14 protein-coding genes are annotated in these 13,011 nt (G+C 61.1%); 2 read left to right on the top strand and 12 right to left on the bottom strand.

The window, feature by feature from the left end:
- Nucleotides 1-20: 20 nt before the first annotated feature.
- From OX89_RS10510 to OX89_RS10495, 5 genes are read right to left on the bottom strand one after another with little or no spacing between them, the layout of a single operon-like run.
- A complete protein-coding gene (locus OX89_RS10510) occupies nt 21-1,205 on the bottom strand; it encodes a GIY-YIG nuclease family protein (RefSeq protein WP_047350579.1) in 1,185 nt (394 codons plus the stop codon).
- Nucleotides 1,198-3,240, bottom strand: a complete 2,043-nt coding sequence (locus OX89_RS10505) for a DEAD/DEAH box helicase (RefSeq protein ID WP_047350578.1) — start codon at nt 3,238-3,240, stop codon at nt 1,198-1,200. The genes OX89_RS10510 and OX89_RS10505 overlap by 8 nt, the downstream gene beginning before the upstream one ends.
- Nucleotides 3,241-3,242: 2 nt before the next feature.
- Nucleotides 3,243-4,256 carry a hypothetical protein gene (locus tag OX89_RS18595; protein ID WP_157497420.1) on the bottom strand — a complete coding sequence of 338 codons (1,014 nt, stop codon included), beginning with the start codon at nt 4,254-4,256 and terminating at the stop codon, nt 3,243-3,245.
- On the bottom strand, nt 4,253-6,982 hold the full coding sequence (locus OX89_RS10500) for a DNA methyltransferase (protein WP_047350577.1): 2,730 nt from the start codon (nt 6,980-6,982) through the stop codon (nt 4,253-4,255). The genes OX89_RS18595 and OX89_RS10500 overlap by 4 nt, the downstream gene beginning before the upstream one ends.
- 58 nt (nt 6,983-7,040) lie before the next feature.
- Nucleotides 7,041-7,241, bottom strand: a complete 201-nt coding sequence (locus OX89_RS10495; protein WP_010378957.1) for an AlpA family transcriptional regulator — start codon at nt 7,239-7,241, stop codon at nt 7,041-7,043.
- 331 nt (nt 7,242-7,572) lie between these two features.
- On the opposite strand from OX89_RS10495, the gene OX89_RS10490 reads away from it, so the two are divergent.
- The gene (locus OX89_RS10490) at nt 7,573-7,941 is read left to right on the top strand and encodes a helix-turn-helix domain-containing protein (RefSeq protein WP_047350576.1); all 369 of its coding nucleotides are present in this window, start codon (nt 7,573-7,575) and stop codon (nt 7,939-7,941) included.
- Complete coding sequence (locus tag OX89_RS10485; protein ID WP_047350575.1) at nt 7,938-8,297, top strand: transcriptional regulator; 360 nt, start codon at nt 7,938-7,940, stop codon at nt 8,295-8,297. Before OX89_RS10490 ends, OX89_RS10485 begins: the two co-directional genes overlap by 4 nt.
- Nucleotides 8,298-8,542: 245 nt before the next feature.
- On the opposite strand, the gene OX89_RS10480 is transcribed toward OX89_RS10485, so the two are convergent.
- The 7 genes from OX89_RS10480 to OX89_RS10450 form a co-directional block, all read right to left on the bottom strand.
- Nucleotides 8,543-8,773 (bottom strand): type I toxin-antitoxin system ptaRNA1 family toxin, encoded by a 231-nt coding sequence (locus tag OX89_RS10480; RefSeq protein ID WP_010378963.1) that lies wholly within the window; start codon nt 8,771-8,773, stop codon nt 8,543-8,545.
- Nucleotides 8,774-8,813: 40 nt separating this feature from the next.
- Entirely contained in the window at nt 8,814-9,086 is a 273-nt protein-coding gene (locus OX89_RS10475) for a hypothetical protein (RefSeq protein ID WP_210768845.1), read from the bottom strand.
- A 2-nt stretch (nt 9,087-9,088) separates the two neighbouring features.
- Nucleotides 9,089-10,687: a P-type conjugative transfer protein TrbL gene (trbL, locus tag OX89_RS10470; RefSeq protein ID WP_047350573.1), complete on the bottom strand. Its 1,599-nt coding sequence runs from the start codon at nt 10,685-10,687 to the stop codon at nt 9,089-9,091.
- Nucleotides 10,684-10,953: an entry exclusion lipoprotein TrbK gene (gene trbK / locus OX89_RS10465; RefSeq protein WP_047350572.1), complete on the bottom strand. Its 270-nt coding sequence runs from the start codon at nt 10,951-10,953 to the stop codon at nt 10,684-10,686. Before trbK ends, trbL begins: the two co-directional genes overlap by 4 nt.
- Nucleotides 10,954-10,968: 15 nt before the next feature.
- Nucleotides 10,969-11,754: a P-type conjugative transfer protein TrbJ gene (trbJ, locus tag OX89_RS10460; RefSeq protein ID WP_033996778.1), complete on the bottom strand. Its 786-nt coding sequence runs from the start codon at nt 11,752-11,754 to the stop codon at nt 10,969-10,971.
- Between the two features lie 265 nt (nt 11,755-12,019).
- Nucleotides 12,020-12,391 (bottom strand): conjugal transfer transcriptional regulator TraJ, encoded by a 372-nt coding sequence (gene traJ / locus OX89_RS10455; protein ID WP_047350571.1) that lies wholly within the window; start codon nt 12,389-12,391, stop codon nt 12,020-12,022.
- Nucleotides 12,392-12,710: 319 nt separating this feature from the next.
- Nucleotides 12,711-12,989 carry a TraK family protein gene (locus tag OX89_RS10450; RefSeq protein ID WP_047350570.1) on the bottom strand — a complete coding sequence of 93 codons (279 nt, stop codon included), beginning with the start codon at nt 12,987-12,989 and terminating at the stop codon, nt 12,711-12,713.
- Nucleotides 12,990-13,011 lie beyond the last annotated feature (22 nt).

Raw genomic sequence — 13,011 nt, 5'->3', positions numbered from 1 at the left:
AGTCATGCATTTGGGCTGTCCTATGCCTTCACCAGCTTCGCGGCGCTGGGATCGTAGATGTAGCCGGTGATGCTGCCATCCTTGATGCGCGCGACGGCCTCGTCGATCACGAACAGCGGAACGAGAAACCATTCCTCGGGCTGCACGGGGTGACCAAAGCGGTCGTTGATGGTGATGCTCAATCGCGCGGGTGCGAACAGCCTGTGGAACAGGTTCTCCATCCGGGTGCGGTTGATGCCCGCGAGCTTGTAGGTCGCCACCACTTCGACCTTCGCCAGCAGGTAGGTGGAGTCGTGTTCGGCGTTGGCAATGCGCGTCTCCACCCTGCCCCCGGTCACGCCCATCTTGTGAATGATGTCGCGGTGCTGCGCGACATAGGGATGATCGGAGAGGGAGCGCAGGACGTAGATCGTGCCGCTTTCGACATCATCGGCCTCAAGCTCACCGCCGAAAGAGAGTTGCCCGCTCTCGGGCGAGGCCAGCCGCCGCGCGGCGGGGTCGTTGTAGAAAGCGCGCTGGAGCGAGCGCAGCAGCAGGTTGCTTTCGGTACCGTTGGAGAAGATGAGGCGCAGGCGGCGGTCCACTTCCCCGGCGGTGGTTTTCAACGGCTCGCCGACCTCGGCGACGTAGAGAGTAAGGCCATCGAGAACGAAAAAGTCCCCGACTTCAATCGCACGGCGGCCCGCTTCGATGGGCTGGGACTGGCGCATACCGGTTTTGACTTCCGCTTGCACGCGCTCGAACAAGGGCCGGAAGGTCTCGAAGTCCTCGCAGGGCTTGCGATCCGCGATCTCCTCGGCGGCTCGCTTGTCGGCGCTGGTGCGGACATGGCGTAGGACCGTGATGTCGTCCGCGTCGGCTACGCCCGCCAGCTCGGCGGCCAGGTAGTCGATGTCGATGGCTTCATCTGCCGAAGCGGCAACGGTAGGCGCCCCGGCAAGCAATCCCTGATGGTCTAGCGGCTCCAGCAAGGTGCGACAGTCCGGGAGCGCGCGCAAACGGTCCAGACGCACGGCGTAAAGGCGCTCGAATATGTCGCGGTCTTCACCGTGCTGCGGCGCACGGCCGTGCTTTTCGGTGAAGCGTTGGATTTCCTCGAAGCCCGCGATGACGCGCTCCTCACTGGCCGGCCGTCCGCCCTTCTTCTCAGGCGGCGCGAACTCAGCAAGCTCCGCAGCAAGTTCGTCAAGATCGGAGTTACTCATAGCGTCCCTCCGCCTTGAAGCGCATGAAGGCGGCAGCGCCTTCGGCCATGCGTCGCTCCCAGGCATCCTGGGAATCGAGCGCCGGAATGCGGCCGCGCTCCTTCTTGAACTGGACGGCGCGAACGGCCATCTCCTTCGCCTCGTCCGGCGTCAGGCTCGTGCGCTTGGCCGAGATGGCCGCCGCGACCTGCTTCAAGCTGTCCTCGCTCATGGTCTTGGCAAGGATGGCGTAGGCTTCCCCGAAGGGGTTGATGCGGTCGATCAGGTCGATGTCCAACTCGCGCACGTCCATCGCGAAGCGGCGCACGCCGTCGATCAGGGCGGTGTTGGGCGACCCATCGCTCTCGCCTTCGGTAACAAGCCGCTTGGCCTGCTGCGTGAGGTTGAGGGCGGCGATGGCGTGCTCGCGCACGGCCTCCTGATCTTCGGCGTCAAGCTCGGGATACTTGTCCTTGATGATCTTGCCCATGCGAACTTGCGTCAGCTCCTCGGGCACCAGCTCCTCATCGAACAGGCCGCGCTCGATGGTGGGCTTGTCCTGCACGAAGGCCGCGATGACTTCGTTCAGGTCTTCCTGACAGATTCGCGCCGCCTCCTTGCTCTTGGGCTCGGCGAGGCCCTTGATCTCGATTTGGTACGCCCCTGTCTGCTCATTAACACCTACATTGCAGCGGTCCGGGTCGTAGCCACCCTCGCCGTAGTTAAAACCCGGTGCAGGGCCACTGTCGGGGTTCTTGGGCTTGAACTCGAAGCGCGGAGCAAGAACCTGCTCCATCAGCAGGCTTGCCGCGATGGCCTTCAACGTATCGTTGACGGCCTCGGTGACAGCTTCCTCGGCTGCATCCGGCTCGGCGATCAGGTTGGTGAACCTCGCGCGGGTCTTGCCGGGCGCGTCGCGGGTAGCTCGGCCGATGATCTGCACGATCTCGGTCAGGCTGGCGCGGTAGCCCACGGTCAGCGCATGTTCGCACCAAATCCAATCGAAGCCTTCCTTCGCCATGCCCAGCGCGATGATGATGTCCACATGGTCGCGGTTGTTCTTCTGCGCCGGGTCTTTGAGCGAGGCGGACACGCGGTCGCGCTTGGCGGCATCGTCATCGACGAGATCGGCGATCCGCAGCACGCGGCCGTCGGGGCGCTTGACACGTTGGAAGCCGGTCGCAGGGTCGATGCCTTGCCATTCACCCAGCGCCTCGATGATGTGCTCCACTTCCCGCATCTTGTCCTTCGTGCTCTCGCGCGAATTGACATTCGGGATGTGAATGATGGTCTTCTCGGCGGGATCGAGGACATTGAGGATGTCATCGACGTAAGGCCCGCTGTAGAAGAAGTAGCCGATGTCGAGTTGCTTGAGGTACTCGTAGCCGTTGAGCTGCTCGTAGTAGGTGTAGGTGACGGTATCGAACTTCGACTCATCCTGCGGTGCGAGCACGGCCTCGGCGTCGCCACGGAAGTAGGAGCCGGTCATGGCAACGATGTGCGTCTTGCCCCGCGCGAAGAACTGCCCCAGGTGCAACCCGAGCTTGTTGTCCGGGTTGGCCGAAACGTGGTGGAACTCATCGACCGCGATCAGTCGGTCGTCGAACGCCTCCACGCCGTAGGCATCGACCGCGAAGCGGAACGTTGCATGGGTGCAGACCAGCACCTTGTCGTCGCCTTCAAGGAATGCGCCCAGCGACTTGACCTTCCCGCCGTTGTCGTTGCCTGGCGCGTTGCACAGGTTCCACTTGGGTTCGACCTGCCAGTCGGACCAGAAGCCGTACTTCGACAGCGGCTCGTCGTTGAAGCTGGCACCGATGGACTTCTCTGGCACAACGATGATGGCCTGCTTCAAGCCTTGGTTCTTGAGCTTGTCGAGTGCCACGAACATCAGCGCACGGCTCTTGCCCGATGCGGGCGGCGACTTGATAAGCAGGTATTGCTCTCCGCGCTTCTCATAGGCGCGCTCCTGCATTGGACGCATACCAAGGGCGTTGGCCTTGGTGGAACAGCCATTCTGGGCGTAGGAAACGGAGACGGATGGAACAGAAATCATAACTAAATCAACCCCCCAAAACGCCTTCCCCCAGCCATTTTTTGAACATTCGCCAGCCGATGTCCATAGACCAGATCAAAATCCTCAAGCTCAACTGCAGTTAACAAAAAATTGCTACCTTCCGGCTCGAAGACCAAAACTTTTCCATCGTAAACACCGAAACCATGATCTTCAGGCATTGGTAGTGTCAACTTTTCCATGCCGTTATCATTCTCGCGATAATTTTTCGTGACCATAGGACCAACCTCAGTTTTGAAGGTGATCTCGCCGATGTGGGTTGATGTGTTCTTGCCCTTCTTGAGTCCGAAAAAGCTTCGAAATCCATTAGGCGCAAAAATCTGATTTCCTGGCTTATCTTGTCCACGATTTTTTGTAACGTAGCCTGCCTCGATCCAAAAACCTCTAACTGGGCCTGCGACCTTGGCAGATCTCGTCGTATCGCGTGAACCAACCAGAGCCGCCAAACGATCTTCATAGCTCTTTACAATATCTTCCAGCGGGCAAGCCTGTCGCCACAATTCTTCGAACACAGAACGCACAGGCTTGATGTGCTCATCAAGATGAGCCTTCTTCGTAGAAATGATTGTCGCGCCAGCTTCTACACTGCGTCGAAGACCATTGTTCGAGAAATTGCCGGAACCGAGCACAACCCCCTGCATTTTGGTGGTCGTGTTCTTCATCATCGCGATCTTTGGGTGGAAGTCGCGACGAGGATCAAAGCCAGGTCGATCAACGACGAAACGTCCGTCAAAAATTCTGACTTCCGTATTGGTACGGCCTGCAATTTCACGCAGTGCACGCGGGTCCGTCCTGCCATAGTCGATACCAAACAGCCATCGCGACCTAGTCTCCGACCAGAAATCCTTTCCGACACTCAACTCGAACACTCGAAAGCCCGACTGAGTTGCATAAGCAAAGCATCCGAAGAACTCATCTGCAGAAATTGCAAGTCTTACCCGAGCGATCTCTGACAGCGTTGTCGTGCCAGAAGGATGATTGTGTGCAAAGCAACTCATCTCACCACCGCCTTACGGTACAGCGTGAACAGACTTTCCAGTCTGTCCGTGTCATTCTTCATCCGGCGACCAAAGTAGATTCTTTCGATTAACTCATCATTTTGGCGATGCGCCTCGCGCAGGTCTTCCGGCATGACCTTCGCATCGTAAAGCTCGGCGATAGTGCAGGGAAAGTGCCTTTCACGCGCAATCAGAATGTTTTCCGATGATCGATTGAGATCACGCCGGTTCTTTTCGGTAAGGAGAGGGATCGGGAAAGTGTTCCACCCCAACGTATTTGAGTACGAGAAGTCAGTGCGCATGCGGACGCAAACCGTGCCTATCCAGACCCAGTGAAGACGAGAGGCTATCAGCGCCATATTCCAAAGGGGCGCATCGTAAAGAGCGAAATTTCGGTCCCCAATGATGCAGTCGGCGGTCACGAGATCGACCGGCAGATACTCGCGGTTTTCAGAGGATACCCTTGGCACGACGATCGCCGATCTCTTCGCCGTGCCCGCAATCTGGACAAAGCGGTGAGGTGAGTCCGCGAACGCGCGCGTAGATTCGGCCGGAGATCGGCGCCTGTTATCAGCGACGAGTGCAAGCCGGTCGGCGATGAATGAATTTCTCTTAGCTGCCTCGGCCTCTCCCTCTTCGATCCAGAGACAAAAACGAAGCTTGCCGTTGATCAGTTCGTCGGAGCCAAGGAATCTGCGCACGTAAGAGTTGGTGCTGGGGTTCAGCCGAAGCTCGCGCGCTTCTTGCTGTGTAAGGAACAAGTGCCCTCCGTCTCTAGGCATGTTTCCAAACAGCATAGTGGATTGAGGGCCTAACGGTCTGTTGGCCTTCGTGACGGTATCCGGCATATTGGGCACGAGATACGGCCCGATGACTTCACACTCGCGTACGAGGCCATCGTCTCCGAATACACGCTTCGACGAAGACGATTTTGGACCTAGACCAATAATGATCACAGTGACGCCGGCGTTATGGACCGCGAGATTCTTCCACGTAAATGGAGCGTGTGCGAATCGAAGTTCTCTCCCTTGTTGAGTCACCACGGGCCAAATCTCGGATGCCTGCTGACCTTGACAGATGCTGTTAGTGGTAACGAAGGCCGCCATCGCATCTGGCACCAAGCGGGCATACTTGAGATATGCAGCGATCCAGCCCGATACGAAGTCGGTAGTCTTGGCGAGTTGCGGGTGCTCGGACCATGCACGCGCGAGATCCGCCTTCTGTTCTTGATCTTGCCACTTGCTTCCTCTATATGGCGGGTTACCACAGATATACGTCTCCCCGCCCTCATTCTCAAAATCGATCTGCGCCTGATCCAGCGGCGTCTGGAATAGATCGTCGCTAATAAGCTTTACTCCGGTCCCTGTTGGTGGACAGATGCTCAGCCAATCAAGGCGAAGCGCATTGCCACAGGTGATCCAGTTCTCATTGCGCAGTGGCAGGAACTCTAAGAGCGCTAGCTTCTGGCCTCGGTACAACACATCGCACTGGTACTCGGCGATGACCAGCGCGAGGCGTGCGATCTCAGCCGGGAAGTCGCGCAGCTCGATCCCTCGAAAGTTCGTGAGCGGGATTTCTGATGCACGGTCAGGCTCGCCGCGCCGACGATTAATCTCGGCCTCGATGGCGCGCATTTCCTTATAGGCGATAACAAGGAAGTTGCCGGAACCGCAGGCGGGGTCAAAGACCCTGATCTTCGCCATGCGTTTGCGCAGGTTCAGCAGGGTGCGGTGGTTGTCGCCCGCCTCTGCCAGCCGCGCACGCAGGTCGTCGAGGAACAGCGGGTTCAGCACCTTAAGGATGTTGGGGACGCTGGTGTAGTGCATGCCCAGCTCGCCGCGCTCCTCGTCGTCGGCGACGGCCTGAATCATCGAGCCGAAGATATCGGGGTTGATCTTGGTCCAATCGAGGCCGCCAACGTGGAGCAGGTAGGACCGGGCGATCTTGCTGAACCGAGGCACTGCGTCGCTGCCCGCGAACAACTGGCCGTTTACGTAGGGGAAATCCTCCGCCCATCGTGGGATGTTGGCGGCTACCCGATCCTCGCGCTTGGTGTTCATGGCGCGGAACAACGTAGCGATGACCTCGTGCGTATTCGTCGAGTCCTTGGCGCTCATCGTTGCCACGGTTTCGGTGAAGCGGGCCTTGCCGACGAAGATGTCGGTATCCTCAGCGAAGAAGCAGAAAATGAGCCGCGCCATGAAGTGGTTCATGTCGTGGCGGCGCTCGGCCTTCCCCCAGTCGGGATTGTCTTTTAGCAGTTCGACGTACAGGCGGTTCAGGCGGCTGGTGGCCCGGATGTCGAAGGCGTTTTCGCTGATCTGGCGGACGGTGCTGATGCCCGCCAGCGGCAGGAAGAAGCCGAAGTGATCCGGGAAGTCCTTGAAGGCGCAGGCAACGGTCTCGCCGCTGGTCAGGTCTTCGGCCTCGAAGTCCGCGCCGTCCGTGGCGAGGATGAACTTCGCCTTGGCCTTGACCGTCGCCGGGCTGGCTTTGAGGGCGGCCAGCGTCTGGGTCACCCGCCCTGCGTCGCACGTCAAGATGTGGATGTTGCTGGTCTGGAGAACACCGCCGAGGTCAGACTTGTTCGACGCCCCCGCGCGCAGGCGCTTGATGGTCGTCGCCTTGTTGCCAAAGGCTTCAAGGAAGGCGTAGGGGAACTCTGCGGGGTCAAAGGGCTGCTCCGCAAGGTCTGTGATGGCCTGTTCGATTTCTACGGCATTCATGGGCGTGTAGCCCCCCCTCTGGGCGAGGTCGCCAGGTTGTTGTCGTTTTGCGGGGCGCTCATGTCTTGTCCTGAGTTTTCTCGGCTATCTGCGCGGCAATCCAGCGATCCAACTCGCTGCGACGAAACCGCCAGGTGCCGCCCAGCTTGAATCCCGGTATCTCCCCCTGCTGGGCCAGCCGGTAAACGGTCTTCTTCCCTGCCTTGAGGTAGACCGCCACTTCATCCAGCGTGAGAATTTCGCTATCAGGTTGGTTCATATCAGGCGGCTCGCTTGGTGTCGCGCGGCGAAGTCTTCCAAAGTTTGGCCAAGTTTACCATCTGATCCACCCAAATGAACCCCGAATCTCATGTGCACGAAGCTACGGATTCGGCCGATGCCCCTGTCCTGCGGCGGCCTCGCGGCACCGGCTCGATGGCAACACCATGTGCTTCGGCCGGCCAAGTCGTAGATGGATTACGCCAAGAAGGGGTCGCATGTCGCTTCCCGGAAAAATCAGGCAACGTAGTACCCTTTGACCTTTCAAAGCCGTGCTCTCTGTGGCCTCATCTGGATGAGACGGGCTAGGCAACATCAGCGTGAGGTGTGCGATGGGCAGGAAGGAAACCGAGGAAGCGATTGCAGACAGCCGCGCCGGCCGTGTCTCGGGGCGGTTCGCCACAGTCGCCGAGCTGCTGGCCGACCTGAACGCTGACGACACCCCGAACATTCAGCACGGCAGCGCCAACGTCTATGCCGACCTGGGCTATCCCGACGCCGGCGAAATGCTGGTCAAGACCCGACTCGTCACCAAGATCGGCCAGGCCATCAAGGCGCAACAGTTGTCGACCGAGCAAGCGGCTACGCTTCTCGGATTGACGCCGGCCGCGCTGCACGAGCTGCTGACCGGCCGCTTTCGCTCGCAATCGGTCAATGACCTGGAGCGCCTGGCATCCATGCTTGATGAGGCCAGTCGATGACAGGCTCGAAGAACCTGGAAAACTGGCTGCATGAGAAGGTCGGCCCGGCCTATGACGCCTTGAAGGCCGATCCCGCCCGCGCCGTCACGCCTGACCAGGTGCGCTACACCCTGGCCGAGCTGCTGGCCGAGGCCGAAGCCGCCGGCGTGTATCCACTGCCGCCGGAACAACGCGAATGGGTGGATGCGCCGGCCGTTGGCCGTGAGCTGACGCCTTTCGACCCGGCCGAGACGCTGACCTCGGCCGAGGCGATCAGCACCTTCCTGGCCGAAGCCGAGGCCACAGCCGACCCGGCCTATATCGAACACGCACAGGCCGTCGCAGCGCGGGCGAAGGCCATGCACGGCATCGAGTAGGAGAGCTGGCCAGCATCGCCATTCCTGGCGGTGCTGCAGCTCGACGTGCGCCGTTCTGGTGCGCTGGATCTCATCGCTAGAAGCGACGATGCGAGATCCACGCCAAGGGAGAAGGCCAGAGCGGCCGTCATCGTCCGATCTGGCGATGCTCGAGCACGCCAGCGCACATCGTCACCTTTGACGATGCAGGCCCGGAAATGACAAGGGCGGCCAATGGCCGCCCTTGCTGCTCCTGGTGCGCGTGCCTACGCGGCGCCGAGTGACTGCCGCACCGCGTCCAGGGCCTCGCGAAAGTCGGCAGGTGTCGCCTGGCCCGTCTCGGCCTGGTAAAACACGACCATGAAAGCGTTCGCCACGGCCTCGGCGAGCGGCCCGAGCTGCCGCGCCGCGTCCTGGTCTAGCCAGTCGAGCGCGGCGAGTTGCACGGCTGCATGATGAACGGCCTGCGTTGCATTGGTAGGATTCAGGGTTGCCATGATTCACCTCTCTAACAGGTGGGTTGTGGANCCGACGCGCCTATCGGCTGCCGGTGCCGTAGAAGCCGGCGGCCTCGGCCAGCGGCGTGCTTCTCGCGCTGCTGCCGTAGCTGCTGGCGTAGCCGCCCGACCTGGCCGCCAGCTTGGTGGCCTCAATGACGGGCGGAGCAGGTCGATCAACAAAGGCCGCAACTTCTGCCGCCGGGTCTGCATCAGTCGATTGATCGTCGACCGGCTCAACCTCAACCGCCTGCGCCTGGCGCTGCTCGGCAGCGGCAACGTCCAGGCAGTCGAAAAATCCTCTCGGCGTCATCGTCATACCTCCTTGTCGCGGTTGGCGAACGCGGCCACTTCATCATCAGGATCAGCAGCAGCCGAATCGGCCCCTGCCAGGCTGTTGCCGCCAAAGCTGGGCACATCGTCGACCGCCCGGTCTGTCTGGCTGCTCGCCCGGATTGCGGCGGCGATCTTCCCGCCGGTGGTGTCGGCGATGCGTTCGGCGGCGGCGTCGCGGATGCTGGCCGCCTTGGCCTTCGCAACGTCGCCAATGCCTTGCACCAGGTTCGTAGCCGTCGCAGCGACAAGACCTCCCGCACCTCGGCCGGCTTGGCCGCCAGCGTCGCTGCCGCCGCCGGCCTTCGAGCCGCCGCCATCGCCGCTACCCTTCGAGCTGGAGCCGGCTTTGTCGCCGCCCCTCGATTCGCCGCCGCTGCCGCCCGAATTGCTGGAGCTTCCAGAGCTGTAAAAGCCAGCCGCCTGGCCGAGCGGCGTACTTGTGCCGGCACTGGAACCGCCGCCACCAAAGCCCGCCGCCTGCGCGAACGGTCCAGCGTCGGAATCACCGCCAGCACCACCACCAAACATGGGCACTCCGCCCGACTCGCCACCGGCGCTAGCCCCTGCTTTCTCGAACGCCGCCCTAATCGCCGACATGCCGCCGGCGGCCGAGGCCGCACCGCCCATCACGGCCGCGCCAGCCACGCTGGCCGCTCCGGCGGCCATACTCGCCGCGCCCATAGCCGCACCGATGGCGGCACCTGCACCGAAGTTGCCAATGCCGCCAGCGCCACCGATCCCCGAGCCGGTGATGATGCCGGCGACAAGCGGGGGCACACGATTGACCAGCATGAGCAACGCCACGCAGAACACCAGCATCACGCCCAGCTCTTCAAAGTTCAGGGTGCCGGTGTTCATCCTGGCGTAGAAGCTGGAAAGCAGGTCGTTCCCGATGCCGACCAGGAGCACCATCGTCATGATCTGCGCGGCCACGCCCAGCACGGTCTTGTAGTAGTTGATCGCCATGTCGGAAGTCCAACGGCTTCCACCGAAGCCGAGGAAGAAGATTCCGGCGTACATCAGCAGCCAGCCTGATACGAGCAGCAGCAACATATTCACGGCGACAACAGCCAGCAGGATCAGGATGCCGACGCTCAAGGCCACACCGATGAAGCTATCCACGGGCGACCAGATCGACGAGTTCCTGAATGCCTGCTTCAAGATCATGAAGCCGATATCCACAATGCCCGAGGGTGTCACCGACGCCACCCCGGACGCCTGCTCGCCGATCCGGGCCAGTGACTGGATGATCGAGTTGGCGAAGGCCGGGCCGTTGCGCAACAGCCAGAGGAAGAAGCCGAAGAACAGGATGAACCTGATGAACTCGGCGAAGAACTCGCCAATGTCAGCCTTGCGCAGCGCCATGAAGCCGAAGGTGAAAACCAGCGAGATCGTGCCCAGCGTCCAGAACAGGAACGTCGCGGCATTCATCACCACCGTCTGCCAGGACGTGGCTCGCGTGGCGAACTCCATCACCACCTGGTCAAGCATCCCCTGATTGGTGAGTTGGGCCGATGCGGCGGTGGAGTAAAGCGCGAGGGCGACGCCGATCAGCGCCGCCTTGTGCAGTGTTTTCATGGCTTCGCCTCCTTCTGGTCTTTCGGGTCGGCCAGTTCGAGCCAGTTCATGGGCTTCTCGGTCGGCGCGATGCCGCCGGCAGCCGGCGACCGGCGCGAGCACAGCCCGGCGAATTTCTCGCGCGTGACCCTGTCCTCGATCTTCTTGATCGCCTCGATCTGGCAATTGGTGTCATTGACCTCGGGCATGGGCGGGATGGCCGGCTTGTTGTCGCAACCAGCCACCAGCACCACCACGAGGCCGGTAAGCAGCATCGTTTTCTTCATGGTGCAGGGCCTCCGTCAGCGGGTCAGTTCGAGCCAGTTTCTCGGGTTGGCCGTCCGCTCGATCCTGGACTCCCGGGAAGTCGCGCCGGCGGCCTGCTGTTGCGCCTCTAGGTCGGCCTGCGCCTGCATCCTGGCCGTCGCGGCGTTCTGCTGTGCGATCAGCAGGCCACGGATTTGCAGAAGCTGGTTTGCCTGGTTGGCGGCGAGCTGGTTGGCGTAGCCGATGGCCTGCATCTGCCCGGTCGCGCCCTGCGCGGCGGACTGGAGCCGTTCGAGCTGGCGAGCATCGGCGGAAAGGTTGCGCTGCTGTTGCTCCAGGCCCTTGAAAAGCGCGTCGTTCGCCTTCTTCTGACTCTCGCTCGCCAGGCTGCGGTTTTGCTCCATCGCAGCGCGCTCGGCATCCGAGCACCCAGCGGCCGAGAAGCAAGGCGAACCACGGTAATAGGCCACATCCTGGAACTTGCCCAGGTACGCATCGATGCTGCCGAGCTGATTCCGGTAGTAGTTCAGCGTGTCGGTGGCGGCCATCAGTCCGTTGATGGTGGACTGCGCCTGGTCCCAGATATAGGCGGCCGGAGCCATGGTGTTTTGCAGCATGTTTTCGTACTGCTGCAATTGAGTCTGGTACTGCTCGATCTGCTTGAGCGTCTGCGCCACCGACTCAATGGCGGTCATGACGTTCTGCACCAGGTTGCCGCCGTCGATGACGGGGATGCCGGCCTGCGCCGGGGTGACGATGATGCTGCCGGCCAGAGCGGCGGCGAGCGCGGTTTTAGCCGCTAAAAAACGGACGTGCTTCATGGTCGCAATCTCCATTCGATGAAAGAAAGGCAATGCCTTGACCAAGCTCGCGCTTGCCCACGGCAAGGTTTCATCGAAGAGCTACGCCACTAGCTAATCGGTATCGCCCTTGGCACTGAGGCCCGGGCTTCGGTGGTTCTGCTCTCGGCCTTTACGGGGTGTCCCTGGCCTTATGCGTCCTCCCGAGAGTTGATAACGCTCAGGCCGGCGGCCTGGAAGTGCCTCGTGTCGCGTCCGGCACACGGAAATTTAGCCGCTAAAACTCTCAACGGTCGGCCCTCGGCTGCACCACCGATTTCATAAGCCGACTCATTTCACCCTGAGTAGCTTCGATCCGAGCCAACAGGGCGAGGATCGTTGCATCGCCGAAACGGGCAGTGCGCGGATCGTCGGTTAGCCAGAGCTTGAGCAATCCGCCCAGCCGGCCAAGGTCGCCATTCACCCGCATCAGCTCGCGCACGTAGTGGTAGTCCATGACTCCCTTGACCTGGTAGCCCTGGCCTACGTCGCGCAGATAGCGCGCCACGCTGATCCCCGCCATCTTGGCGTTCGCCTCAATCAGTTCGCGTTCTTCTGGAAGGCAGTACACCTTGATCGGCGGGCTGCCCTTCCTGGTGATTCGATTCTCGTCACCCATGTGTCCTCCAACCGGCGGTAGCCGGCAGCCTCGCAGAGCAGGATGCCCGTTGAGCGCCCCGCGCGAATAAGGGACAGTGAAGAAGGACAACCGGCTTGCCGGTGGGCCTACTTCACACATCCTGCCCGCCTTACGGCGTTGTTTTTGCCTCGTATGACTCATCGAACTTCGCGCTGTAACCGCACCGTTGCTTCGCAACAGCGCGCCAACAGCGGGAAAACCAACGGAAATTGCCAATGTCCGCGTGCTTGCAGCGATCCAAGAGGCCGGTAACAGCGTTTCAGCCATGCGCTTGCAGCGATTGAGCATGGAACTTTGCTTACTTCGTACCCTGCCCCATGGAGCTAGGCCGCGCATTGGTGATGTGCTGGCGAACGTACTTCAGGAACGTCTCATACCGGAAAGGGATGCGCCCGACCTCGCGCAGGTGCTCCCAGATGATCTTGAGCGCGTAGCCGGCCTCCATCGCTTCCTTCACGTCCGAGCGCACCGCCATGAAAGCGGCCAGGTAGTCCCTGCGCTTTGTTTGCGAGGTCTTCTGCTGAAGAGCCAGCCGTGCGGCCAGCTCCTCGGGGTAGCTGCTTTCTGTCGTCGCCATGTCCGTAAACCTCCGTTATCAA

The organism is Diaphorobacter sp. J5-51 (genome assembly GCF_001023515.1).
GTDB lineage: Bacteria > Pseudomonadota > Gammaproteobacteria > Burkholderiales > Burkholderiaceae_C > Diaphorobacter > Diaphorobacter nitroreducens.
The sequence above is the reverse complement of the archived record's forward strand: the minus strand, read 5'-3'. Positions and strand labels throughout refer to the sequence as shown.